This window comes from Flagellimonas meishanensis (assembly GCF_019880545.1).
Taxonomy (GTDB): domain Bacteria; phylum Bacteroidota; class Bacteroidia; order Flavobacteriales; family Flavobacteriaceae; genus Flagellimonas; species Flagellimonas meishanensis.
This window is the reverse complement of sequence record NZ_JAINVW010000003.1, coordinates 146,850-172,199: the sequence shown is the minus strand read 5'-3', so window position 1 is coordinate 172,199 and position 25,350 is coordinate 146,850. Positions and strand designations below refer to the sequence as shown.

Sequence of the window (25,350 nt, the reverse complement as noted above, 5' to 3'; positions counted from 1 at the left end):
CATTTGAATTGTGAGTAAATAATGGTTTTCGGAATAATTATATTATTTTTTGCAGTTGTTGGATTAATAACTCTTCTCAGACCTATCATGTACAAAAAAACGAAAATTCCATTGGACAGAATTAGGACTGAATTACAGCGAAATGGACTGACAATCGAAAATTATAAAGAAGTGGAGAAAGCAGACCGTTTTGATATAAATTTCGAAAATGATATTAATCCTTTCAACAATCCATTATTTTATGGAGTTGGATTTTATGAAATAATAGCTAAAAATAAAGATGGTGGAATTTCAACTCTTTATGCGAAATGGTATCAATCTCATGGATTTCCGTTCAAAGACAAACTTTATTTTAAAGTAATGGAATTCAATGACTAACTCTGTTCTAGTGATTATTCACACAGTGGAATTGCTAAAATAAAATTTAAATAACGCCACCCAACATTGTGTATAGCTCATTGCGGTTGGATTTCCTAATCGGAAATCACCGCAATCAGCTATCTTTAGGGCTACGGCGGAAAGAATCCTACGGATTTTTCCGCAACGAGCCATACACGAGACCGTTAGGGCACATTCAGCCCTCGGCTGACTTTTGTCGCTACGTGCTTGCGCACTCCCGCCCCAAAAGAAATGTGCCCTAACGACCCGCTAAACCAAATTACCATCGGTCAAGCTCCATACAGCTTCGGGCCTATGGAGCCGCTCAAGCGGCAACGTGCCATAACAGGGCACTAAACGGTAATTTGATCCCGAAATTTTTATTCCCAATACCGCTAAATCGACAAGTGACGGCCTCTCCAAGGCCTACTTGACAAACAATGTCACAAGACAAACCGGAAGCGTCATTCTTGCAACATTGTTACACGATTTCGCTATATTTCCTTAAAAATCCCGGAACTACGTTTAGCGGGTCGTTGGCATTCATTGCAAGCTAGAGAAAATTGAGCGATATGAATTTGAAAAGCCATAACACTAGTATCTCACCTCATCACCAGCGTACAATCAATAACCTTGTGAAAGAATATCAGGACGATGAGCGATTTGAGGCGTTGATCATCGGCGGGTCTGTTGCCAAAGGATGCGCCAGGCCGGAATCAGATATCGATTTTATGATGGTTGCCACAGATGAGGAATTTAAAAACCGACAAAAAGTAGGGGACTTTTTTATCAACCGAACGGACTTGACAGATTATCCCGGTGGCTTTGTGGATGGAAAAGTCATCGACATGCACTACCTCAGGCAAGTCGTTGACAGAGGAAATGAACCCACCCGAGCGGCATTTGATCGAGCAATCATAGCTTTTTCAAAAGTAGATGATCTGGCCAGCATCATCCATTCTATCCAGCAATACCCTGAAGCTGACCGGGACCAAAAAATACGAAAATTCTATTCGATGACCTTTATTCAGAATTGGCTAATGGGTGAAGCTGAGCGACATGGCAACATTTATACGAAAAGCCGCGCCGCATCACAGCTTGTGCTGTTTGCCGGGAGATTGATTCTCGCATACAATCGCGTATTTTTCCCATATCACAAGTGGTTTTACGAATACTTGTCAAGATGCAATGCCAAGCCCAAGAACCTGATCAAAGAAATGAATCAGGTTTTAAACCAACCTACTGTGGAAAATGCTAGTCGGCTGTTTGAAAACGTCCGAGGATTTAGGAATTGGAATGTAACTGACATTGAAGCTTTTCATTGGTTTATGGAAGATGTGGAATGGTCCTGGAGAGATAACAAACCATCCCTTGAAGATTGGTAATGCCTAAGAAAAAAAGAATTTGAATTGGAACGAAGTAAAAAGAAAGAGTAACGAAATGCCAACAATGTATATTACGGTCATGCCCAGCAAAAGTTGGTCACATCGCATACACCAGACCGTTGGCATTTATTTAAAGACATTTTAAGAATTATGAAATTTCCAACCTGGCTTATACTTCCCTTATTACTTTGCTCTTCTTGCGATGAAAAGAATGATAAAAATCTAAAAAAAACCGACTCTGTTAGACCTATATTGATCGATGGGCAGATTAACAGAGCTGAATGGGCAGATGCGCAATCATTGGATATTGATGATAATAATGTCCTTTTTCTAAAAGAAGATGATTACTATTTTTATATGGCAGTGAAAAGTGGGTTAGTAAAACCATTGTATATAGATATGTTTGTTAATATTGGTGATTCTATTGTTAACATTCATGCTTCTTCACAGTTGGGCGATAGAATTTTAAAGGATACATTGTGGACAGATTCATCCCCCGAAACCCTTTGGGGGCAGAATAAATTTTGGACATCTAGCATAGTAAAGTTCGACAGAAAGAAAATGGAAAAATTAAGAAGTGAGAATTTTGAAGGTAATATTTATTCTCATACTACCATTCCCTACGATGGATTTGAATTTCAATTTGAAAAGTCTTATTGGAAATTAAAACCGAGTAAGCTTAGAATTGAGATAAGAAATATGATAGGGCCAGAAGGGTTTAAGGATGTTGTATTTCCTAAAAACTCTGAAAGAATGAACTCTGAAAATTGGTTTAACATAAGATAAAAAAACAAATGCTAACAAGTTATATGAAATCATAGCTCCGATTTGGTCGCTACGCTTCATATACTCACCGTTGGCAGTCATTAAATTGAACACTTATGAAAAATGTAAATAGAATTTGGGGAATTACATTTTTTTGGGTTTTGATCATTACAAATACACTGGCGCAGGGATCTGATCAATACATTCTTGCAGGAGGAGTTTTAGATTTTAATACAGAACGAATAGAAAAAAATGTTCTCATTACAATAAAGGATGGCAAAATATTTGAAATTGAAAAAAATCCCGAACTATCCAAGACGAAAAACTATATTGACTTATCTGACCATACAATTCTTCCCGGTTTAATAGACTGTCATACTCATTTAATTGGGAATTGGTATATGGAGCAAGATGATTTTGATGTTTACACGTTGCCCGCAGCGAGCTACGGAATAATTGGAACCGTAAATGCAAAGAAAACATTGGAAGCAGGATTTACAACTGTGCGAGATCTGCATAGTTATTTCTATGGCGATGTGGCATTGAGGGATGCAATCAATAAAGACTGGATAATTGGACCAAGAATGTATGTCAGCGGGCCTGCACTTACAATTACAGGCGGGCATGGTGCATTTGGGAATTGGCTAAGCCCTCAAATTAATTTTAGTGAAAACCTTATAAGTATCGCAGACGGAGAAGATGAAGTACGAAAAGAAACGCGTAAACATCTAAAATATAAAGTTGACTGGATAAAAATCTTTGCAACAGGAGGATTTGGTTCCTACGGAACAAAACCAGGAGCTGCATCATATACGATTCAAGAGATCAAAGCGGCAGTGGATGAAGCGGAAAAAAGAGGAATTAAGGTCGCAGCACACGCTCATGGTGCAGAAGGAATCAAAAATGCGCTACGAGCTGGTGTAACTTCTATCGAACATGCGACTTTCCTTGATGATGAGGCAATTGACCTATTGCTTCAAAAAAATGCATATTTGTCAATGGACTTATTGTCGGCATATTATGAGTTGATAGAAAAGAATAATGACTACGATGATAAGGATATTGATATGAGCAATAATAAAATGTTCACGTCTTTATTGGAAACCTTTTCAAAAGCCTACCGGCAAAATGTGAAAATAGTGTTTGCAACAGATGCAGGGGTTTATCCCCATGGCAGAAATGCTGAACAATTTTTGCTCATGAAAAATGCAGGAATGAAAGAAATCGACATTATAAAAAGTGCAACACTTACCGCTGCTGAACTGCTCGGAGTTGAAGATAAGTTAGGAAGCATTGAAAAAGACAAGTTAGCAGATATGATTGCAATAAAGGGGAATCCATTGACCGATATCAAATTACTGGAAAACATACCCTTTGTAATGAAAGAAGGAAAGATATACAAAAACGAAAAATAACATCTGCCAGCAATGTGCATAGGACCGTTAGTATACATTCAGCTCTCGGTTTCCTGTTATTTAGAGGTATTTTTTAAAAGAAATATTAAACTTTTCATCATTTAGACCTGTTTGCAACTTGTTTGCAAAAAAATAGGCCTTGAAAAGTAAAACTCTCCAAGGCACTTTATTTACTTGTGATCGCGGCAGGATTCGAACCTGCGACCGTCTGCTTAGAAGGCAGATGCTCTATCCAGCTGAGCTACGCGACCCTGCTTTGAGGCTGCAAAGATACTAATGTATGTGATTGTAAAAAATATTTTTTTGGAGCTATCATCGGGAGAGTAGGTCAACAAATATAGGCTATGGGAAAAGTCAATAGAAATTCTTGCTACCACAATTAGATGACCTATATCATAAAAAACACCCTATTTTGGTTCTACATTTAGGCTATAAAAACCATTGGCATGCGCAACTCAGAAAAAATAGGAAATGAATTCTATCAGAATTTGGGGAAACTGTTCTATGCCGTCGCTATGGCCGACAAGCAAGTGAGGCCCTCTGAAGTGGAACGGCTAAGGAAGTATGTGAGGCAACACTGGTTGGAAGTGGACAATTTTGAGGATGAGTTTCAAACGGATTCAGCCTATCAGATTGAAACTGTGTTTGATTGGTTGGAGGAGGAGGAAAAGGATGGTAAAGATTATTTCAAGGATTTCAAGGATTTTTACAAAGCCCATCCCGAAAAATTCAATGCCCAGGTAAAATCGCTCATTGTAAGGACGGCCGAGGCGATTGCCAGTTCCTTCGCGGGCAAGAACAAATCAGAATTAGTGCTTATCTTCAAGTTGAAACAACTCTTCAACAATTGATATGTCGCCAGCAAAGTATATAGACCATACCCTTTTAAAACCTACGGCAACCATTTCCGAAATAAAGCAACTGTGCGATGAGGCCAAAATCCATCAATTTTATGCAGTTTGTGTAAACGGGTGCCATGTGGCCCTGGCCAAATCGGAATTGAAAGATTCCGATATCAAGATTGCTGCCGTGATTGGATTTCCACTGGGGGCCATGTCCACTCAGGCCAAAATTGCCGAAGCAAGGGATTGTATGGAACAGGGAGCGGACGAAATCGATATGGTCATCAACATTGGATGGCTCAAATCAAAGCAGGATTCCATGGTACTTCGTGAAATCGGGGCGATTAAAAATGTGGCAGGAGAGAAACCCTTGAAAGTAATCCTCGAAACCTGTTACCTGACCAACGAGGAAAAAGAGTTGGCCTGCAGACTGGCTGTAAAGGCAGGTGCCGATTTTGTAAAGACTTCCACCGGCTTTGGAAGTGGAGGGGCTACTTTTGATGACGTGGTCTTGATGAAGAGAATTGTCGGCAGTAATGCAAGGATAAAAGCTTCTGGAGGAATCCGGGACAGACTTACCGCTTTGAAATATATAGAACTTGGCGCTTCCAGGATTGGGACATCTTCCGGGCCATCAATAGTAAAACCATAGGTGTATGAGTATCCACATAGAGGCCAAAAAAGGGGAAATCGCTGAAACCGTTTTGATGCCTGGTGATCCACTAAGGGCCAAATGGATTGCGGAGACCTTTTTGGAAAATCCCTTTTGCTACAACCAGGTACGGGGCATGTTGGGCTATACGGGCACCTACAACGGCCAACGCATCTCGGTACAGGGAAGTGGTATGGGCATGCCCTCCTCCATGATCTACTTTCACGAACTGATCAACGAATATGGCGTAAAAAACATCATCCGTGTGGGATCTGCGGGGTCCTACCAAAAAGAGGTGAAACTTAACGATGTCGTCCTGGCCATGTCCGCCTCCACCACTTCCGGGATAAACAACTCACGGTTCATCAATTCCGATTACTCCCCCACTGCCAATTTTGATTTATTCCAAAAAGCGGTCAATTATGCCCGGGAACATAATATTCACATCAAGGCGGGCAATGTGCTTTCCTCGGATGAATTTTATGTGGACAACCCCAATGATTTCAAACTTTGGGCAGAATACGGCATTTTGTGTGTTGAAATGGAAACCGCCGGACTCTATACAATTGCCGCCAAATATAATGTTAGGGCCCTTACCATACTTACAATCTCCGACTCTTTGGTCACAGGAGAACGTTTGTCCGCCAAAGAACGCCAAACTTCCTTCAGGGATATGGTGGAAATAGCGCTTGCCGCTGCATTGGATTGAAATTGCCTGTTTTTTCATTTTTGACACCATTGTTTTGGTAACCAAATGAATGATTGCAAAAAAGCGAACTGATCCAAAAACAACATTGCCGGATTTTGGATAAATGGGCTTTTATCCCGACTTTACACAAATGAAACCAGGCAAGAAATACTCCTGCTGCAACGCAGAGTAACCGCCAATATATTGATGATAACCCAATGATTATCCACCGATTTGATACGCAAAGTTCACTTTTAAATACCTTTATCTCCGAAATTCGGAATCCCCAAATTCAAAAGGATTCCATGCGGTTCAGAAGAAATATTGAGCGGATTGGAGAGGTGCTTGCCTATGAAATGAGCAAAACCTTGGACTATAAGGAAGAAGTGATCACAACGCCTTTTGGCGCAAAGAAAACTTCCCTTCCACAGAACAAGTTGGTGCTGTGTTCCGTACTCAGAGCGGGCCTTCCGTTGCATCAGGGTCTATTAAATTATTTTGATTCGGCAGAGAATGCCTTTATCTCAGCCTACCGCCACCACCCTGGCGAAGGTGATGACTTTGAGGTGATAGTGAAGTACTTTGCGGCTCCTTCCCTGGATGGTAAAACTTTGGTGCTCACCGACCCCATGTTGGCCACTGGAAAAACCCTTGAAAATGTGTTGGAAGCTTTAAAAAACCATGGAACTCCTAAAAAAATCCATATTATTTCCGTAATTGGTTCCAAAGATGGCCTTGCCCATGTGGAAACTGTGTTTCCAAAGGAAACCCAGCTTTGGATCGCGGCTGTGGACGACAAGTTGACCTCCAAGGGCTATATAATTCCAGGACTCGGGGATGCTGGCGATTTATCTTACGGGCAAAAACTCTAGAATAACCGAAAATCGTTGCTCAACCCTCGTCATTTTCATTCAGCGTGCAAATTATATTTCTTCAACATGCCGCCCCACTCCGAGGATTGAATTCGGGAGATAAGCTTTTTGTTGATCTCATCAAAATGGGGTTCGGATTTGGGCATGATAAAGCTTCTGTATTGTTTGCTGAAGGTAAGCGGCAGTGATTTTACCTTCTCTTCCAGTTGATTCGTAAGAATAAGGTATTCCAAGGCTGTTTTATCGTGGATGAGCACTTCAATTTCCTTGCGGGACAGTGCTCGTAACGCTTGCGGAGCGGTCCTGTAGGTTCTAAATGGTCGTATTCCTTGCTGCAATGCAAAGGTCTCACCGTCCGATGCCCCTACCACTCCCAATCTTTCTATGGTTTGGAGATCATCAAGCCCGTCAATGCTCGCTTCCAAGGTGTTCACGGTTAAGGTAGAGGCAATGGTCGCCGTAAAACTGGAAATTATAATGATTGCCGTGAACATCCAAATAATGGCAATGGTCTTTCCCAGATTGGTCTTTGGCGCTTTGTCGCCATACCCAACCGTGGTCATGGTCACTGCTGCCCACCAAAGACCATCAAAAAGGCCTTTTATGCCGGGCCTAAACTGATACTGGTTCTTGCGCCGCTCCACGAACCAGAGAATCGTCCCAAAAGTCAATAGCACCAAAACCAGCAACAGTACCACATTTAAAAAGTCCCTTGAGAAAAAATTGTTGATGAATATCCTGAATTTGCTCTGGCTATTTACTGTTGTGACCACCCCAATACTGGAAATATAAAAGGGTTGGGTGACCATAAAGCGCTCCAGTCGGGTTTTGTTCACAGCCATTGGATTGATTGTCAAATCGAGCTCATCATAGTCCAAAGAACGTACAATGCCAACCTCATCACTGTATAGTTCATATTTAAAAGGGACTCCCATTTCCTGTGCAATATGCTCCCACAGGTCTACCGATACTCCTGAAAAACCTTCCGCGTCCTTTATCACAAAAGGTGGTGCCTCATGAATTCCCACCAATAAGGTATCGTTCAAAGCCAGGCGAGCAAACAGATTTGTATTGCACCCAATTGCAAACAACAAAACCAACGTTATGAAATTCTTTTTTGACATCTATTTCAGTTCATCTTTAACACTGGCGCCCAAAAACAACCCCAAAATTTGGATAAGCGTAAGATCCTGTTGCGAAAACGTCTCTTTATCCTTGTTGCTAACACATAGCACAGCTGGGGTTCCCTTGGCCTGTTCAAAGGGCAATAGCAATCGTGAGGCATACCCCCTATCGGCCTTTTTGGAGATGTATTGGGAAGCTTCCCGATCATAATCCGCTATGGTGAGGGGTCTATTGGTCACCAAAACATAACTGGCCAAATCTTCCTTTTCGTTAAATTCCTGCTGTCTTACCACAGTATCGTCCAACCCCCTCTGGAATCCCAAATACACGATATCGTCCCCTTTTTTGTATGCGATTTCAAAGGCATCTATGCCAGTGGGAAGGTCCACCAACTTTCTGAGTACGGGCATCGCATCTTTCCAACTCGCATTCCTGGGTATTTGACGAATCAGCCGCTGCAAAAGATAAATGTTGGCCCCGGTAGTTTTCAGTTCTTCCTGCTTGTCCTGAAGGGAACGGGACTGCGATACCAGCTCTACTTCCTTTTGTTTCAGTTCCTTCTGTTTTTGATTCAGTGAGGCCTGCAATCCACTTATCCGCTTTAAAAACCAGTGTCGCACAAAATACCAAAAGAACAAAAATCCCAATATAGTCCATAGCAAAATACCCCACCAGCTGGTGTACCATTTTCCAGCGACCCTAAAACCGAACTTGCTCGGTTTGCTCCAAGCAAAACCGCCTTGTTTCTGCGCCCTTACCCACAGCTGGTATGTGCCGGAGGTCATGCTTTTTGGCTCTAGAAAGGCACCTTGGGAACCAATCCATGGAATATCGAAGATTTCATCCTTAGGGGTGCCATTTTCAATGATCTTGTATTCATATCTTATGTCTTCACTGGGAAAGGCCAAGGTGGTCATTTCCACTTGGATCAACTGTTGCTCATTGATTTGGATGACATCCTTAAACAACGCCTCTTCATTGTCAACCAGAATGCTCCGCACAATAGGGGCCTTGGTCTGTAGGGGCCCAGGTAGGGTCTCTGAAGAATATACGAGCCCTTCGGCTGTTCCAACCCATAGCTGTGCATTGCTGTCCAAGGCCAGGCAACGATAGGAGGACACCTTGGATGGTGTGCCGCTATTTTCATCAAAAACCACATAATTTCCCTCCGCATCCAAATGTATAAGACCGTTGGTGTCCGTGGAAAGCCACAGGACGCCATTGGGCATTGCCACAATGGACCGTACTTCCCCATCCGTAAATTTCCCCAAATCCACCTTTCTTACCGTTTCCGTATCATATTTGATAAGGCCATCGGTAGTGGCCATCCAAACAAGACCTTTACCATCCACAGCCATATCGTGCACTTCAAAATTGCTGCTCACCTTAAAGGGAAAGGGTAGACTTTTGTTTTCGAAGACATCTTTGTCCCTATTGTATTTATAAAGATAGGATTCATTACCTATTCCGGCGGCATAAAGCTCGTTCCGACCTCCCTCGCGAATGATCAAAATACGGCTATCAAATCCTTTATCTCTCCCATAGGCTTCCACCCTCCCACTGGAATCTATCTTTCCGACCCCTACCAGAGGTTTGTCCGAAGTTGCTTGACAAAACCAAATATCACCTGCATGATCCATCGACATGAAAAAAACACCGCTTCCCCTTGATGAAAGGTCGTATGTTTTCACTAACCTTCCTTGTCTGTATTGATAAATGAAACCCTCTGTGGTGCCGTACCACGTATCCGTGCTGTTGGAGACAATCCCCGTTATCCCGTTCAGTTCATTTTCCTTTTTAAAGCTGACTGAGGCTCCCTGATTGTATATGCGGTGCACGGGTCCCTGTGATACCAAGATCTGTCCGTTGCTTGTGGTATGCAACCCCATGACATTGTCATATCCAAGGCCCGATACATTTTGAAAAAAACTTGACCACAACAGAAATATTCCATTTTTGGAACTCACCCAGACCACATGGTTCAGGTTCATCTCATTCAATGTAAAGGCTAAATGGTTTATGCCCTGAAATGGCAATTCCTCCACCCGGTGCGGGTCATTGGAACCAAAGACCTTGCTCAGTTTTGGTCGGCCTTCTTCCGGATAAAAAGTGAAGATTTCCGTTTCGGTGGCAAGAAAAATGGTTCCGGAACTGGTGCGTGCTATTTGTTGTATTTTTTTATCCGTGGTAAATTCGGTTTGGTTTTGTGTTTTTTGATTTCCATCTATGGTTATTTTGTAAATGGTATTGCCAACAATCCAAATTTCATCATCATCCACTAAAAAGTGCTTGGCCCCTTCATATCCTCCAAACACCTTGAATGCTTTGGAAGTTTCATCAAAATAGAACACTCCTTCTCCCGGAATCAATGCCCAAACAGTGCCAAATCCATCTTCACCGAAGAAAATGTGTTCTGTTTTTTTCAAATCGACAGGGGTAAAAATTGCAGCATCCAAGCCTGGTTGTTGGTAAACGGCAATAGATCCATCCATCCTTCCAGTCCACAACCTGGCCATTGAATCCTTAAAAAGCGTGGTTGGGTAGACGTTCTCCGGGGTTTTGATGAAATGGTTAACCAAAACATCATCATCATTATATTTTAGAATGTGGATTCCCGTGTCAGTGGTAAATAGCAAGGTCTCGTTATCCCACTGTACAAACGACCGTATGGTCTTGCTGCTCAAGGCAATGTTGTGGTCCTCAAAGGTTTTTCCATCAAACCGGAACAGGCCTTGGTCAGTGGCCAACCATACGTAGCCTTTTACATCCTGAATTGTTTGGTTTACTTTTTTGAAAGGAATGCCGTCGCCTTTGTGGTAAGTATATTGGAATTTCTGTCCAAACACCGAAACGGTTGTCCCTAGGGTGAAGAACAAAAAAAAGGTCAGTATAAGGCGCATGGGCGTTCAAGTCAATCCCCTAAAGATAAAAAAAGAAGCTTACTCCTATTTTTTTGGGAGAAATTCTCAAAAATCCTTGCGCTTGGCCTTGAAGACCAATCGCCATATTGGTAGCAAGGTCCACAGCATAAGCGCAAAAAGAGAGATCATCAATCCTTGGTCGGTACCAAAAAAATTCTTGAAAACGGCGCCGGTATATCCCAATAAGGCAGATATGTCCAGTTTCAACAAAATAAGGGTTCTGGAAAGATCTATGGGGTTGAGCAACGTGGCAATCAATGAAAACGTGTCCAATGGGTATTCTTCGAATACGATAAGCGACATTAGAAAAAGTCCATCATAAATGACCGCAAGGCACAACCACACCAATATGGCATAACCGAAACCTTTGATCCTGTTTTCATTGGAAAGGGCAATATTGAATGATAGGGCGGTAAAAATCATGGTCAAAAACGCACCATTTACGAGCAACAAGGTGAAATCGAACACAGCATTGCTCCTGAAAAGGCCATAGATGACAAATGGTATGCCCAATCCCAAAAGAAGACTCAGCGTAAGGGAAAAGCCCACGCCCAAATATTGTCCCATAAAAATGGATGAGCGCTTGATTGGTTGTGCCAGGAGCAGCTCGGTAAATTCCTTGGAATTGTAGAAATACATCACCCCAAAAATCGTCCCAATCAACGGAACAAGTACAATGATGATGTTCATTAACGTGATGACCGCCTTGGAAAGGTCACTGTTGAGAAAGAGGAGTACAAACCCCAGGGCCAAATAGAACAAAAAGTAGACATAGCTCCATCTGCTCCGCATCAGGTCATAAAAACTATATTTTAGGATTTTAAGCATGGTCCGTGTTGTTGGCTATGGCCGCAATGGCATGTTCCACATTCTTTTGTTTGGTTTTTTCCATCAGGTCCTTTACGCTTCCCTTGAAATATATCCTTCCATCCAACAGATAGATGATCTCATCGGCGATTTCCTCAACAAAGTGCATGATGTGCGAAGTGACCAAAATGGTTTTCCCGTTTGCTTTTTCGTACTGGATGAGTTCCTTCAAATGAATCAGTGCCCTGGGATCCAATCCCGTTGTGGGTTCATCCAGTATTATCAAAGGCTTGTCGAACATGAAGGTGAGCAGGATGTTCACCTTTTGTTTGGTTCCACCGGAAAGTGTACTGAATTTTTTTTCCAAAAAAGGTTTCAGCCCAAAAAGGTCAATGAGCTGTTCATCATTTGTGGGCCTTTGGTGTAGGTCCTTGATCATGTGGATAAGCTCCCTTACCTTCAGATTCCCGGGAAAGTTTGCAATCTGTGGCAGGTATTCTATTTCTTTTCGGTAGGCCCATTTATTCTTAATGTCCTTCCCCGATATTGAAATACTGCCCTCATCAGGAATTACCATTCCCAAAATGGATTTGATAAGGGTGGTTTTTCCTGAACCGTTCGGACCCAGTATGGCTATAATGCCCTTTGGTTTTATTTCGAGGTCCAATCCTTTTAGGACCTCGTTTCTGCCAAAGCTTTTTTTAAGGTTGGTGATCGCTATCATTGGTGCCTTTTCATTAGTGGGTTAGCATCAAATAGATTGTCCGGTGTAAAAACAGGCGAAACTTTTTCGGAAAAGTCGATAATATCCATAAATAAGCTGCGCAAAAGAACTATCGTCTCCGGTGTTCTATTTACAATGTAGGAAAATAATTTAACCGGGCGATAGGGCACATCCCCAATGCCATTTTTGTCCAGATCATATCCTGTATAATCACTCCAATAGTTTTGATCAAATACGTTATCGTTCAATCGGCTGTTATAGGATATATCAAAAGAATTGTAGAGAAAATTGTTCTGGGTAAAGGTATTGGAATAGCATGCCCCCAGTACTTTGATGGCCCATCCGTTGTTTCTAAAATCGTTTCCCCTGTACACTATGCGGTTTGATCCCTCGATATTGATCCCAATGGTGTTTTCCTCAAAAACGTTGTCGACTATTTCCGCATCGTTGATCTCCTTTAGGAGCATACCATAGGAGGCTGTTCCCCAATTTTCGCGAAAGGTATTGTTGCGCATTTCTATCCGTTTTGAAAACATCACCGCCACCCCTGCCCCATTGTTCTGGAAAACATTGTTGGTGTAGATGTCATCGTTTGAGAACATAAAATGCAAACCATATCTGAGGTTGTTTGTGCTGGAGTTGTCCTTGATGGCAATGTTGTCCGAAAATTCCAGGTAAATCCCGTCCCTAACCCCCTGTACTATATTTTTTTCCACTTCAACATGATTGGAATACCACAATTGTATACCATTGCCAGAATTGTATTCATCCTTTGCATCACCGATGATTTTGTTGTGGTAAATTTTACCATAGCTCGATTTTTCGATGTAGATCCCGAAAAAAAGCCGTTCCAACACCACATTCTGGATCAAGAAGTTTTTGCAGCGCACCATCCGGATGGCGGCATGGTCCGAGGTATAGCTCGTCCCCACATTGATGATGAAAAATCCATCAATGGTCACATTATCAGAGACCACTCGAATGATCTCTCCCTTATCCTCACCATCAATTGTCGGGAAACCTTCACCCTTTAGTGTAAGGGGTTTGTTCACCAATAGGTTGAATTCCCTGTATGTGCCCCTTTTTATCAAAATCGTATCAAAGTCCGCGGCAAGGCTTATTGCTTCCTTTATGGATTTTATCTCGCAAGTTTCACACACAACAATGGTTGTCGCCCATAGCGTGTTGATAAAAAACAAACTCGTAAGCAAAAAGAATAAGCGGGAAAAACTCATGAGCGAATGATCAAAAATTTAGAATCCTCGTTGGCCTTTACTGAATGTATTTCCTCTTTGGGGAAGCTTAAGCTTTGTTGGGCCGATAATTGAAAAGTCTGGTTGGCTATGTTGAATTCGATATTTCCCTGGACAACGATAAGTCGGGCATCCTTGGGAGAACTATGTTCCGGAAAAGCCGCCCCTTTTTCAAGGGATATGCACAGTATTTCAATACCCGACGTGGTTGGGCTCTTTTTAATCGTAAGTCCGGTAAAAGGTAAATCGAGAATGGTTGAGTCAATTCTGTACATGTCCATAGGTCGCTGACTTGATTTAAGGATTGAACTTTTTTAGCAGTTGGTCCCAGGTAAAAAGTTGACCTTCATTTCCCGTCTTTGCCTGCTTCGCTGCTTGTTCGGATTCAAAGGCCGATAGAAATTCGCCCATTGGACTTGGAAGATTATTGCTGATCAAAAAGGTGGCTTTGGTGGCATCAACAAGTTCCCCGGGCGATGCATAATCGTTCACCAGAAACAGGGCTACCTTGTCGGTTTCAAAATCCTTCAATTGATTTAGCATACATTCCGATGCATCAAACTTGTACACTTTGCCTTTTTTTGTGACAAATTCGGCTGCATGCTGCTTGTCCACAATGGTCATTTTGCAGAAATGACAGGCATCCGTACCATAGGCTATGGGCTTGGGTCCAATGTTGCACGACATTACTCCCAGCATCAGCAAAACCAATAAAGCCCTAATTGATTCCATTGTGTCTTATGAATTTGCGGTCTGCAAGACTTCTTGTTTTTTGGGTTTCCACATTTTTCTGCCCCATAAGAAGGCAATTAATATGAGCATCATCCCCGTGAACATCATCCACGCGCCAGTGGCAGGTAGGGAAGTTACATCAAAATTCAACATTTTGGCATGGCCGAACAAGGGTGGCTTGTAGGTCATGGGTGTGCCATCCGGATTGGCCAACTTCATAATGGCATTGGGGTCAAGATTGGTTCCGTAGTCCACCATCCAGGCATTGAAATCATACATGCCCAAAATGCCAAGTATGGACATCACAACAAACCATCCTATAAACCAATTGGGCGACACCACCTTGAAAAACCCTAAAAAGCCAATGAGGACCCCAAGGATGACCATGACACCAATAATCAAGGGAAAAACACTGAATTCCCACATATCTTCCGGTTTGGGCAAGGTTTTCATGCCAATGTAGTGGTTAAGGCCATCTATATTCTGGATATCAAATTCGTTAACTCCCTGTAAGCCGTCAATGTGGATGTTTATGCCCAAAGGTTCTGGATATTGGGGTGCTCCCAGCATGATGTTCCATAAGGGGAAGAAATACAATCCCAAAAGAAATAAGGGGCCTATGATCATGAGGATACTGGCTTTTTTCATAATGTGACTTTACAAATATTGAACGGAAAATTCCAAGGTGCGGTCCTGAACCGTTTAAGTAAAGCGGGCAGCAGCTTTGCTGCCCGCTCTCCGTTTGAAAAATGATGGCGATCCTTACTCACCTAGAGACCATGAAAGGTCCATGTTGGCATTGGCAGGGGAAACCCTTACATAACCCTGCATTTCTTGGTGCAATGCCGAACAGAAATCGGTACAATAGAATGGCCATACGCCTACTTGTTTGGGCTCCCAAACCGAAGTCTTGGTCTGCCCGGGCATTATCAATATTTCGGAGGTGTTCTGTCCCAATATTGAGAAGCCGTGGGGCACATCAAAATCCTGTTCGTGGTTGGTGATGTGGAAATACACCTTGTCACCAACTTTGACGCCCTCAATATTATCAGGTGTAAAGTGGCTTCGAATGGTGGACATGTACACATGCACTTCATTGCCATTTCGTTCCACTCTGGCCTGGTCGGGAGATGTTACTGCATAGGGATGCTTGTTTTCATCCAATCGATAGATTTTCTTGGAGTTGGCCCTGAGTAAATCTGCCGGACATCCCGCAGCGTAATGGGGTTCCCCATGTGTTGGGAAATCATAGATCAATTCCATTTTTTCCCCAGAGATATCATAAATCTGCGCGGAATGTTCCATTTCAGGCCCGGTGGGCAAATAACGGTCTTTGGTGATCTTGTTCATTGCCACCAGATATTTTCCAAAAGGGTTACGGGAATTTCCACCAGGTATCATCAAGTGACCTACGGAATAGAAAGTGGGTTTACGATCCACTACTTCCCAAGTGCCCAATTTCCATTTTACCACTTCAGAGGAAATGAAGAATGTGGTGTAGGCGTTACCATTACTATCAAATTCGGTATGTAGCGGCCCTAATCCCCCACTCTTTACCTGACCGGTCATGACATCTTCAAATTTCAGGATTGGGATTCCGTAAGCCTCTCCATCAAACTTTTCTGCCTCAATGGCCTCCAACATTTTGGTAAATGAGTGTACGGTTATGTCCGCAGAAAGCTTTCCTGCACCAATGATGTATTCTCCTGAGGGGTCAACATCACAGCCGTGTGGCGACTTTGGTGTAGGTAGGAAAAATACCGCGCCTGGCACTTCGGTGGGGTCCACGGTCAGTACTTCTTTTTTCATTGTGGATGTGCCTGAGTGGGTATGTTCATCGTACACATTGTGTGCATAGTTGGTGGCCATTTTTGTGCCTCCCCCATTGTTCACATAATCTTCAATCTTTTTCCAGTTGATAGCCGCGATGAAGTCTTTGTCGTTTTGGGAGGAATTCACTTCCATCAATGAATTGGCCTCCTCTGTGTTATAGGTACTGAAGAAATGCCAACCGTGGGATTTTCCCCTTCCCGGACGAGATAGATCATAGTTAAACCCGGGCATCATCACCTGGAATTTTAGGTCCAAACGGCCACTTTCTGGATCAACACTTATAAAGCTAAGGGCGCCCTTGAAGTTTCCTTTGTATTCGTTGATGGGCATATCCCGCTGCGGAACAGGAACTGCAAAACGCGTACCCGCAATTACATATTCGGTGTTTTCGGTAATGAAAGCAGAACTGTGGTTACCACCACTATTGGGTATTTCAATAATCTCCTCGGTTTCGAAAGTACTAAGACTGATCCGTGCAATCCTTGGGGTGTTGTTCCCGTTCACAAAAATCCATCGGCCATCAAGCTCCCCATTGGTCTGTGAAATATCGGGATGGTGCAAATCGTCCCAGGGAATGAATCCATGGGAGGTGTTCAACATGGGTTTGGTTTCCTCGGAATATCCATACCCCGAAGTTGGGAATTGGGAGAACACAGGAATTTCCTTGAACATCCTACCAGAGGGAAGACCATATACGGTCAGGTTGCCGCTATACCCCCCCGAGAGGAATGCATAGAACTCATCCTGCTCCCCTGGGGCCACGTAAACTTTTTCCGCGGCACTTGAGGCCAGCGCCCCGCCATCGGATCCGTTTGTGCCGGGTTTACATCCAATAAAAAGTAACGCAATTGCCATTATGGAGCTAAAAAAATAATTCAGATTTCTCATTGTTTTGTTTGTTTTTAGATTAGGATTTAGTTTTCTGGAGGTAATATCACGGCATCAACCACATGTACAATGCCATTGCCCGCGGGAACGCTTGCCACGATTTTGGCACCTCCAATGTATACCTCTCCATCTTTTACCTCCACGGTGGTGTTCTGATCATTGGCCTGCCCCAGTTTTTTAAATTTTTTCAGGAATTCCTTGGAGTAATTGCCAGGTGTCACATGATGTTTGAGAATGTTGGCCAAGGCATCTTTGTTCTCCGGTTTCAACAGATTTTCCACGGTGCCATCAGGAAGTGCGTCAAATGCGGCATTGGTTGGCGCAAAGACCATGAGTGGTCCAGCGTTTACCAATGCATTTTCCAAATCAGCGGCCTGCACGGCGGCAACGAGTGTGGTATGGTCAGGTGATCCCAATGCAATTTGAAGGACATTGGGCGTGGACTCGTCATCCGCAATAAAGGCCTGTCCTACCTTTTCACTTTCCGCACTGGAGCCTGAATCGGTCACAGCCGGTGTTTTCTGGTTCCCATCTTTGCATCCCAAAACAAGGAAAATTGCCAAAAAGGAACCCAATACGATTTTTAAATGGATGGTTTTCATAATTGTTATTCTAAAGTTCTGAAGTATTCTAAGATTGATCTTGCCTGTTCCACAGTGATGTTCTGATTGGCCATGGCCGCACCATTAAACTCCACAAGTAAGTCTTTGGCGCAGCGATCCTGTTCAACCATTAATTGCGGGTCCAAAATCATGTTCATGATCCATTCCGGACTCCTACGTTTCATGATTCCCTTGGGTGAAGGACCAATAAAACGCTTATCCACTTTGTGACAGGCAGTACAATTGGTCTTGAAAAGGGCACTACCGGCCTCAACCATTTCCATGTTTATCTCTGGATCTAGCGAAAGCGATTTGATTTGGCCCACGCCCTTATTGTCCAAAGTAATCCGCTCCGATGCGGGCACATCATTCGTGGCCGAAGTGTTTTCCTGCGGTTGCTCAGTGGCCTTTGTTCGCTCCACACTGAAACCATCAGTTTTCTTTTCTTCCTTGCCCCCGCATGCCAGAAGGAAAACCGTGAGCAAACTCGAGAAAATTATGGAATTGATTTTCATAGGATGTGATTTTAAATGAATGCTCAAAAATATTGGTCATGGATTACGAAAAACATGATATTCGTCATATTTAAGACAAAAACATCTTTTATTATATATTTTTGCAGAAAGACAACCTCAATGTTTTCAAGGTCTTCCAAGTATGCCATTAAAGGAGTACTGTACCTCGCACTCCATGCCAGTGTGGAAAATAAGATTCAGGCCAAGGATCTGAGTGCCCCCATCAATGCTCCTGCACCCTATATCGCCAAACTTTTGCAGGAACTTGCCCGACATAACATGGTATCTTCCGTGAAAGGGCCCCATGGCGGATTCTATCTGGATGAAGTGAATCTACAAATGAATATCATGCAGATTATTGAGATCATCGATGGGGAGGACAAGTTCCGTTCTTGCCTGCTGAGCCTTGAACAGTGCAATTCTGAGAATCCATGTCCACTGCACAACTTAGTAGGCGATCAAAAATTGGGGGTAATCCACAATCTGGAGAACACAACCATTAAAGAATTGGTTGCGGACGTCAAACAAGGAAATTCCATACTGCCTTTATAAAAAATACAAAAGCCTGAAAACGGTTTAGCTACTTGCCTATGGCGTAAGTGTCTTTCATTTTTATATGCTATTATATTAGGTATAACTGGGTGCGCTTTTCATAAAACACTTCATCCTGAACAGTCAAAAATGAATCAGGCCATTAACACCGCCAAATAACTGCACCGGACCTTCCGAATCCCTGACCGAAAATGGACGCTACTTGTTTTTGGGATTGTAAGCCAGGAATTAATCTCGATTTTCCTTTCTTCTTCTACTTTTTAAAGGGTCTTCATTCATTTTAAGAAATTTTTGGCAAACCTGATCTATATCATATTTATGGTGCCATGCTATTACTAGTTTTATCCCCATCCAAAGACTCTAAATTAATATTCCAATGAAAAAATCCAAGTTTCTTAGTATTCTGTCGTTGGCCGTTATGGGCTTTTTTCTGGTCCAATGTACAAGCGACCTTGAAATTCCAGACCCAATAGCTGGTCCGCCCGGACAGGACGGTGTTGACGGCATTGACGGTATTGATGGAGAAGATGGCACGGCTTCCTGTATCGCATGCCACTCCAATACGGCAAGAGAGCCGATCATTGCTTCTTTTTCCGTATCGATGCACGGCGTGGGCACCACCTTTGCTAGGGGAGCTTCACCCAATTGCGCCCAATGCCACGGCAACGCAGGGTACATCGATTATTTGGCGTTCGGTGCGGTTGATACCGCAGGATATGCCAATCCGATGCCCATTAACTGTACCACTTGCCATGACAAGCACAGCACGTTCGACTTTGAGAACGATGGCTTTGATTATGCCCTGAGAAATATCGATCCTGTTACATTGGTGATAGATGGAACCACGGTAATCGACTTTGGCGGTTCCAGCAATAACTGTATAACCTGTCACCAGCCGAGAAACAGCTATGTAATCCCTGCTGAGAATGGTACAGGAAAATACGTGATCACCAGTACCCGTTTCGGACCGCACCATGGACCGCAAGCCACCGTTTTGGAAGGTATAATGGGAGCCAACATTGCGGGTTCCGAGGGATATCCTGGGGTAGGTTCGGCCACGCACAGAACTGGATCCTCTTGCGTTGAATGTCACATGGGTCCATCTTCGGACACCAACGAGGGACTGCACTCATGGAACCCGACCGCAGATGCCTGTATTGCATGTCACCCCAATGGTACTCCAGATGAAATCGGAGGTTTCACCAGTGATTTTGAAACGCTGGGTCAATTGTTGACACAAGTGGTGGGTGAGGAATATGAGGAAGATGTTGATGGTAATCCGGTATTTGATATAGATGGAAATCCTGTCGGTAACGGAACTCCAGTAGTGGGCATCATCATCAATGGCCGTTCGCAAACAGGGATCTTTACCACGGCAGAGGCGCAGGCCGCTTGGAATTACATGACCGCCCTCGAAGACCAGAGCAAGGGTATCCATAACCCAGCTTATATAAGGGCGCTCCTAAAAAATTCCATTGAAGCTTTGCAGGATTGATCATGGAGCCTTCAATATGTCAGCGCATACCCAACAGCACAGGCATTTCGGAAGCTTTCATGGTGTCCCTTCAGTTTCAAGTATACTATGGACCACAATAAATTCAATTCAAAATGAACGTCGGAGAACCATACAATAAAATCAAAAAAATGAAGAGGCAATTTCAATTACTTGTGGTTGCAGCCTTAGGCCTTTGGAATTTTTCATGCTACTATGATCAAGATGTGGAATTTCCCGAAGCTTCCGGACCTGAAATTCCGCCGGATGAGGAGATTTCATTTCAAACCGATATTGAGCCCTTATTTTCACAAAGCGGCAAGGATTGTACGGTCTGTCACAACGGATCGGTGGCCAATCCCGATCTAAGAGTAGGTAGTGCTTATGGTGAAATTGTTCCCGACTATGTTGTGCCAGGCGATGCCGAAGGTAGTGAACTCTTTCAAAAATTACCGGGCAACGCCCATCCCATAGATGCAGGTTTTGTGCTCAGCAGTAATGAAATTGCCTTGATAAGGGCTTGGATAGACCGTGGAGCCGAAAACAACTAACTAGTGAGACACTTTACTATGAAAAATTTGAACCTTATATCTGTTTTTTTCCTCCTATTCCCCCTATTGCTGCTTGCACAGGGTAGCGAACAGGGAACCGTAAAGGATTCGGTAGTGGATAAACCACAACGTCCTGCCTTCGAAAGCTCGTACATTATTGAAATGCCCACGGATGTTCTCAATTCAAAGAACACCCTGGAAGTGCAAATGGGCCACAGGTTTGGGCTCGTGGATGGGGGCAGCAACGATCTACTGGGCATTTGGGCCCCTTCCAATATCCGTATCGGGTTTTCCTATGGGCTGCATGAACGGCTTACCATCGGTTATGGGACCACAAAATTTGACCGCTTACAGGATTTTAACTGGAAAGTGGGCATATTTAGGCAGACGCGTTCCGATAGAATGCCCGTGAACGTTACCTATTTTGGAAACTTCACCATTGATGCACGCGGAAAGGATAACTTTTTGGTGGAACAGCATCGATATTCTTTCTTTCACCAGTTGATCGTTTCCCGCCGATTCAATTCCAAGCTTTCTTTGCAGGCTGCGGGCAGTGTGTCGCATTACAACTTTGTGCCAGAAAGGATGCCCAATGATGTGGTCGCCCTATCGCTGGGAGGACGTTACAAAATTAGTCCGCAAACCTCTATTTTGGTAGATTATACCCAACCGTTTGTACATTATTTGGAGGGATCCAGTACAGCATATGACCCTTTAACGGGTTTCATAGATCCCGAACCAGGATTTAGCTTAGGGGTGGAATTCAGGACCTCATCCCATGCATTTCAACTGTTCATCTCGAGCTATCAGGGCATTGTGCCCCAAAAAAATGTCATATTCAATCGTAATGACTTTTTCAGCGGGGATTTCGTGATCGGTTTCAACATCACCAGACTCTATAACTTTTAATGAAAACAAATATGGCATCGAAACCTGACAAAGGGAAAAAAATTTCAAGAAGGGGAATCCTGCCCATTTTGGGAAGCACATTGCTGATTCCATTTGTTGGTTATGATCAGTCCGGGGATAAAAACAAGGAAGATATCGGAGAAGATGGTTATGAGACCCTTTTGAGGCCGGATGGCACCACGGTAAAGGTGAAGATCAGTGCCTTAAAAAAATCCAAAATCGTGAAGAAAAATATCTCCAACACGACCTTCTTGGATTGGTTAGGTAAAAAATCTGGTTCATCCAAGTAATTCTGAATATGGAAAACAACAGCAAAAAGTCGCGGCGTAAATTTTTGGACAAGGGTCTGAAAATTGGTATTGCTAGTGCTATTGGTGGTGTTGCACTGTCCAAATTATCTACCAGCCTGAAAGCCAACGCCGAGGAAGGTTCGGGAGAGACCATGGAACTCATGACGACCGATGGTACCATCATCCAGGTAGATTCATCCGAAGTAGTTGAAATGGGCCATCGGCATGGCATGGACTATAACGTGCGCGAAGGTATTCCCAATAGGAAGTTTGTCATGGTAGTAGACCTGGCGAAATGCAAGAATGCCCTAAAATGTCAGAGTGCCTGTAATAAGGCACATTACATAACCGGTGATAATGCATGGATGAAGGTCTACAAAATGCAGGAATCTGAGGACACAGCACCCTACTGGATGCCCACCACCTGCCAACATTGCGACAAACCGGCCTGTGTGACCGTATGCCCTGTTGATGCTACCTTCAAGCGAAAGGATGGCCTTGTACTCATTGACAATGACCGTTGTATTGGGTGCCGTTTCTGCATGGCCGCATGCCCCTATTCAACTCGAGTTTTCAACTGGGGAGATCCCGGGCAAGAAGTTACGCTAAACCTAGATATGACAGGCGTAGAACCCACCCCGGAATATGCCGGGATGCCAAGTCTGAAAGGCACTGTGGACAAATGTGATTTTTGTCCGCACATGGTAAAAGAGGGCGAATTGCCCCACTGCGTTACCGCCTGCCCAAATGGGGTGTTCTATTTTGGTGACAAATATGAGGATACGGTGACCAATGGCGAAGAAACGGTTCGATTGAGCAAACTTTTGGAAGAAAAGGCAGGCTATCGTCTTTTGGAAAGTTTGGGTACGGAACCCAGCGTATATTATTTGCCACCAGTGGATAGGTTGGTGGATTTCGAGGATGGCATGGAACATTTTACTGAATTTCAATCCGTAGAAAAACCGGTCAAAGAATGAAAAATCATGATGTGATAGTACAGGATTTGGCACCCCGAAAGTTCGGAAGGCTTGGGGCTGTCTGGATTGGTTTGCTATTGTTGCTCATCATTATAGGAATCATTGCATATGTGGACCAACTGGTTAAGGGACAAGTGGTGACCAATATGCGTGATTATGCGCTTTGGGGCATCTATATTTCCAATTTTGTGTTTTTTGTTGCCACAAGTTTCGTGGGTTCCGTTACGGTGGCCATTCTAAGATTGACGAACAATGCATGGAGAACGCCGCTGGTTAGGATTGCCGAGATCATTACAGTAGCTTGTATTGCCATGGCTGGCATTACCATCATGATAGATATGGCCAGGCCTGATCGATTGCTGAACTTGTTCATACATGCGAGGTTGCAATCTCCCATTACCTGGGACGTCATCATTATACCCACATTTTTGGTAATCAGTCTATTATTGCTTTATTTTCCCTTGTTACCCGATTTTGCAATACTCCAGAAGTATTATTCCAAAACCAAGCCGAAACTTAGCAAATGGTATGGAAAACTATCATTGAAGTGGACTGGCAATGCTGCCCAAAAGGAAATCCAGACAAAATCAATACGGGTGATAGCGGTGTTGATCATCCTAGCAGGGATTTTGTTGCAGACCATAGATGCCTGGCTGTTTTCAACCACATACAGAACAGGATGGGACAGCACCAATTTTGCACCTTATTTTATTTCGGGGGCCTTTGTGGCTGGCGTCGGTGCTCTTGTAACGGTTATTTACGTGGTAAGAAGGGCCAGAAAACTGGAGGCCTACATTACGGAATATCACTTCGATAAAATGGGAAAACTGTTGGCCTTGGCCTGTTTGATCTATCTCTATTTCAATATCAATGAGTATTTGATCCCTGCATTCACCGCAAAGAAAGGCGAAGAGGTGCATTTGGCCACCTTGTTCACAGGGCACTACGCCCCCTTGTTCTGGTTCGTGACCATTGCTGGCCTTGTTTTGCCGATAATAGTCCTACTGTTCAAGAAAGGCAGAAAGCCATTGCCCATGTTTTTTATCGGTATGATTGTGGTTATTGCATCTTGGTGGAAACGTTATATCATCATCACCCCCACCTTGCTAGAACCTTTTTTACCCATACAAGGGGTTCCCGAATCATGGCATTCTTACTTCCCAAGCATGCACGAATGGGCCATAACCGTGGCCACCTTGGCCATGGCACTGTTGATCATAACACTATTGGTAAGATACTTACCCGCCGTTCCCATACAGCGGACCGCGGACGAACAGAATTTATCGGCAACCCTTCAAAGTTCGGAATCATGAAAAGTGCAGGTTACTTATATCTTATTTTCTTGGTTTGTTTGGGAATGTTCCTTTTCCCAGTGCACCATCAAGGTCTGCATGCACAAAAGGCAAAAAAGAACACTGTTAGATTAAAAGTGGACTATATAAAGGTCATGGGCGAACAGAGCTATTTGGATATTAAGGCAATTTCCAGAATAGACAACCAGATGACCGATGTGCCACATATAGATTTAGAAGTTTATTATGAATTTGAGGATGAGGAGTTTCCCTTGGGCACTACCAAGACCAACATGAGTGGGAAAAGCCGGTTTCTCCTACCGTCCTTAGATCGGATTAAGGCAGACTCAACAGATACCTATACCATTGGTGTTGCATTTGAGGGCAACGATGGTTTTAAGAGGGCATCAAAGACTGTTAGTTTTAAGGATGCCGACATCAGAACCAACCTGGTCACGAGGGATAGTGTGAATTACATAGAAGCAACTTTGACCGATGCCGTAAGTGGCATTCCGATAGCGGAAAGCAACTTGAAAGTACAGGTCCAACGCTTGCTACGGCCTTTGCCCATTGGTGAGGAATTCAATTATACCGATGAAGAGGGCACAATTCTTGTCCCTGTTGAAGGGGGAATTCCCGGATTGGATGGCAATCTTAATCTAGAGGTCGTTCTAAGCGATAGTGATGATTATGGCACGGTCAAGGCGATAGCAAATGCTCCCTACGGAGTCCCAATCGTTGAAGAATCAACATTTGATGAAAGGACCCTGTGGGGACCACGAAGCGAAACCCCCATTTTCATTCTGTTTTTTACCCTCTTTTTGGTTATTGCCACTTGGGGGCCAATATTGTATTTAATTCGAAATCTATATAAAATTTCTAAATCTTAA

The 25,350-nt window shown here is 43.5% G+C and carries 27 protein-coding genes and 1 tRNA gene; 16 read left to right on the top strand and 12 right to left on the bottom strand.

All coding sequences use genetic code 11. From position 1 onward, the window contains the following. Positions 1-21: 21 nt before the first annotated feature. From K7G75_RS08745 to K7G75_RS08730, 4 genes are all read left to right on the top strand, one after another. Positions 22-378: a hypothetical protein gene (locus tag K7G75_RS08745; protein ID WP_222983872.1), complete on the top strand. Its 357-nt coding sequence runs from the start codon at positions 22-24 to the stop codon at positions 376-378. A 635-nt stretch (positions 379-1,013) separates the two neighbouring features. Next, positions 1,014-1,763 carry a nucleotidyltransferase domain-containing protein gene (locus tag K7G75_RS08740; protein WP_222983871.1) on the top strand — a complete coding sequence of 250 codons (750 nt, stop codon included), beginning with the start codon at positions 1,014-1,016 and terminating at the stop codon, positions 1,761-1,763. 150 nt (positions 1,764-1,913) lie between these two features. Continuing rightward, on the top strand, positions 1,914-2,549 hold the full coding sequence (locus tag K7G75_RS08735; RefSeq protein ID WP_222983870.1) for a hypothetical protein: 636 nt from the start codon (positions 1,914-1,916) through the stop codon (positions 2,547-2,549). A gap of 95 nt (positions 2,550-2,644) precedes the next feature. Further along, on the top strand, positions 2,645-3,943 hold the full coding sequence (locus tag K7G75_RS08730) for a metal-dependent hydrolase family protein (RefSeq protein WP_222983869.1): 1,299 nt from the start codon (positions 2,645-2,647) through the stop codon (positions 3,941-3,943). A 177-nt stretch (positions 3,944-4,120) separates the two neighbouring features. Here K7G75_RS08730 and K7G75_RS08725 read toward each other — a convergent pair. Continuing rightward, positions 4,121-4,194: transfer RNA gene (locus K7G75_RS08725), tRNA-Arg, on the bottom strand. A gap of 195 nt (positions 4,195-4,389) precedes the next feature. Here K7G75_RS08725 and K7G75_RS08720 point away from each other — a divergent pair. The 4 genes from K7G75_RS08720 (at position 4,390) to upp (ending at position 6,997) form a co-directional block, all read left to right on the top strand. After that, positions 4,390-4,794 carry a hypothetical protein gene (locus K7G75_RS08720; RefSeq protein WP_222983868.1) on the top strand — a complete coding sequence of 135 codons (405 nt, stop codon included), beginning with the start codon at positions 4,390-4,392 and terminating at the stop codon, positions 4,792-4,794. A 1-nt stretch (position 4,795) separates the two neighbouring features. Further along, positions 4,796-5,437, top strand: a complete 642-nt coding sequence (gene deoC / locus K7G75_RS08715; RefSeq protein WP_222983867.1) for a deoxyribose-phosphate aldolase — start codon at positions 4,796-4,798, stop codon at positions 5,435-5,437. Between the two features lie 4 nt (positions 5,438-5,441). Next, the gene (gene deoD, locus K7G75_RS08710) at positions 5,442-6,146 is read left to right on the top strand and encodes a purine-nucleoside phosphorylase (RefSeq protein ID WP_222983866.1); all 705 of its coding nucleotides are present in this window, start codon (positions 5,442-5,444) and stop codon (positions 6,144-6,146) included. A 197-nt stretch (positions 6,147-6,343) separates the two neighbouring features. Further along, positions 6,344-6,997, top strand: coding sequence for a uracil phosphoribosyltransferase (gene upp / locus K7G75_RS08705; RefSeq protein ID WP_222983865.1), 654 nt, complete (start codon positions 6,344-6,346; stop codon positions 6,995-6,997). A 35-nt stretch (positions 6,998-7,032) separates the two neighbouring features. Here the strand turns inward: upp and K7G75_RS08700 are convergent, their stop codons facing one another. The 11 genes from K7G75_RS08700 to K7G75_RS08650 form a co-directional block, all read right to left on the bottom strand. Next, on the bottom strand, positions 7,033-8,121 hold the full coding sequence (locus K7G75_RS08700; protein ID WP_222983864.1) for an ion channel: 1,089 nt from the start codon (positions 8,119-8,121) through the stop codon (positions 7,033-7,035). Next, complete coding sequence (locus K7G75_RS08695) at positions 8,122-11,022, bottom strand: GAF domain-containing protein (protein WP_222983863.1); 2,901 nt, start codon at positions 11,020-11,022, stop codon at positions 8,122-8,124. A gap of 66 nt (positions 11,023-11,088) precedes the next feature. Continuing rightward, the gene (locus K7G75_RS08690; RefSeq protein ID WP_222983862.1) at positions 11,089-11,871 is read right to left on the bottom strand and encodes an ABC transporter permease; all 783 of its coding nucleotides are present in this window, start codon (positions 11,869-11,871) and stop codon (positions 11,089-11,091) included. Next, entirely contained in the window at positions 11,864-12,574 is a 711-nt protein-coding gene (locus K7G75_RS08685; protein ID WP_222983861.1) for an ABC transporter ATP-binding protein, read from the bottom strand. The genes K7G75_RS08690 and K7G75_RS08685 overlap by 8 nt, the downstream gene beginning before the upstream one ends. Then, positions 12,571-13,809, bottom strand: coding sequence for a nitrous oxide reductase family maturation protein NosD (locus tag K7G75_RS08680; RefSeq protein WP_222983860.1), 1,239 nt, complete (start codon positions 13,807-13,809; stop codon positions 12,571-12,573). The genes K7G75_RS08685 and K7G75_RS08680 overlap by 4 nt, the downstream gene beginning before the upstream one ends. Further along, positions 13,806-14,108: a cupin domain-containing protein gene (locus tag K7G75_RS08675; RefSeq protein WP_262420299.1), complete on the bottom strand. Its 303-nt coding sequence runs from the start codon at positions 14,106-14,108 to the stop codon at positions 13,806-13,808. The genes K7G75_RS08680 and K7G75_RS08675 overlap by 4 nt, the downstream gene beginning before the upstream one ends. Before the next feature lie 16 nt (positions 14,109-14,124). Next, the gene (locus tag K7G75_RS08670) at positions 14,125-14,559 is read right to left on the bottom strand and encodes a nitrous oxide reductase accessory protein NosL (RefSeq protein WP_222983859.1); all 435 of its coding nucleotides are present in this window, start codon (positions 14,557-14,559) and stop codon (positions 14,125-14,127) included. A 6-nt stretch (positions 14,560-14,565) separates the two neighbouring features. Beyond that, positions 14,566-15,207: a hypothetical protein gene (locus K7G75_RS08665; protein WP_222983858.1), complete on the bottom strand. Its 642-nt coding sequence runs from the start codon at positions 15,205-15,207 to the stop codon at positions 14,566-14,568. 114 nt (positions 15,208-15,321) lie between these two features. After that, on the bottom strand, positions 15,322-17,247 hold the full coding sequence (nosZ, locus tag K7G75_RS08660) for a Sec-dependent nitrous-oxide reductase (RefSeq protein WP_262420357.1): 1,926 nt from the start codon (positions 17,245-17,247) through the stop codon (positions 15,322-15,324). 59 nt (positions 17,248-17,306) lie between these two features. Next, positions 17,307-17,882 (bottom strand): fasciclin domain-containing protein, encoded by a 576-nt coding sequence (locus K7G75_RS08655; RefSeq protein WP_222983856.1) that lies wholly within the window; start codon positions 17,880-17,882, stop codon positions 17,307-17,309. Positions 17,883-17,887: 5 nt separating this feature from the next. Next, positions 17,888-18,397 carry a c-type cytochrome gene (locus tag K7G75_RS08650; RefSeq protein WP_222983855.1) on the bottom strand — a complete coding sequence of 170 codons (510 nt, stop codon included), beginning with the start codon at positions 18,395-18,397 and terminating at the stop codon, positions 17,888-17,890. A gap of 120 nt (positions 18,398-18,517) precedes the next feature. Between K7G75_RS08650 and K7G75_RS08645 the strand changes: the two genes are divergently transcribed. From K7G75_RS08645 to K7G75_RS08610, 8 genes are all read left to right on the top strand, one after another. Next, positions 18,518-18,949, top strand: coding sequence for an RrF2 family transcriptional regulator (locus K7G75_RS08645; RefSeq protein ID WP_222983854.1), 432 nt, complete (start codon positions 18,518-18,520; stop codon positions 18,947-18,949). Positions 18,950-19,325: 376 nt separating this feature from the next. After that, entirely contained in the window at positions 19,326-20,444 is a 1,119-nt protein-coding gene (locus K7G75_RS08640; RefSeq protein ID WP_222983853.1) for a hypothetical protein, read from the top strand. Positions 20,445-20,593: 149 nt separating this feature from the next. After that, entirely contained in the window at positions 20,594-20,992 is a 399-nt protein-coding gene (locus K7G75_RS08635; RefSeq protein WP_222983852.1) for a hypothetical protein, read from the top strand. A gap of 18 nt (positions 20,993-21,010) precedes the next feature. After that, positions 21,011-21,901 carry a DUF5777 family beta-barrel protein gene (locus K7G75_RS08630; RefSeq protein WP_222983851.1) on the top strand — a complete coding sequence of 297 codons (891 nt, stop codon included), beginning with the start codon at positions 21,011-21,013 and terminating at the stop codon, positions 21,899-21,901. Between the two features lie 11 nt (positions 21,902-21,912). Continuing rightward, positions 21,913-22,191 (top strand): hypothetical protein, encoded by a 279-nt coding sequence (locus K7G75_RS08625; RefSeq protein ID WP_222983850.1) that lies wholly within the window; start codon positions 21,913-21,915, stop codon positions 22,189-22,191. An 8-nt stretch (positions 22,192-22,199) separates the two neighbouring features. Beyond that, complete coding sequence (locus tag K7G75_RS08620; RefSeq protein ID WP_222983849.1) at positions 22,200-23,168, top strand: 4Fe-4S dicluster domain-containing protein; 969 nt, start codon at positions 22,200-22,202, stop codon at positions 23,166-23,168. Next, positions 23,165-24,481: an NrfD/PsrC family molybdoenzyme membrane anchor subunit gene (gene nrfD / locus K7G75_RS08615; protein ID WP_222983848.1), complete on the top strand. Its 1,317-nt coding sequence runs from the start codon at positions 23,165-23,167 to the stop codon at positions 24,479-24,481. Before K7G75_RS08620 ends, nrfD begins: the two co-directional genes overlap by 4 nt. Further along, positions 24,478-25,350: a hypothetical protein gene (locus tag K7G75_RS08610; RefSeq protein WP_222983847.1), complete on the top strand. Its 873-nt coding sequence runs from the start codon at positions 24,478-24,480 to the stop codon at positions 25,348-25,350. Before nrfD ends, K7G75_RS08610 begins: the two co-directional genes overlap by 4 nt.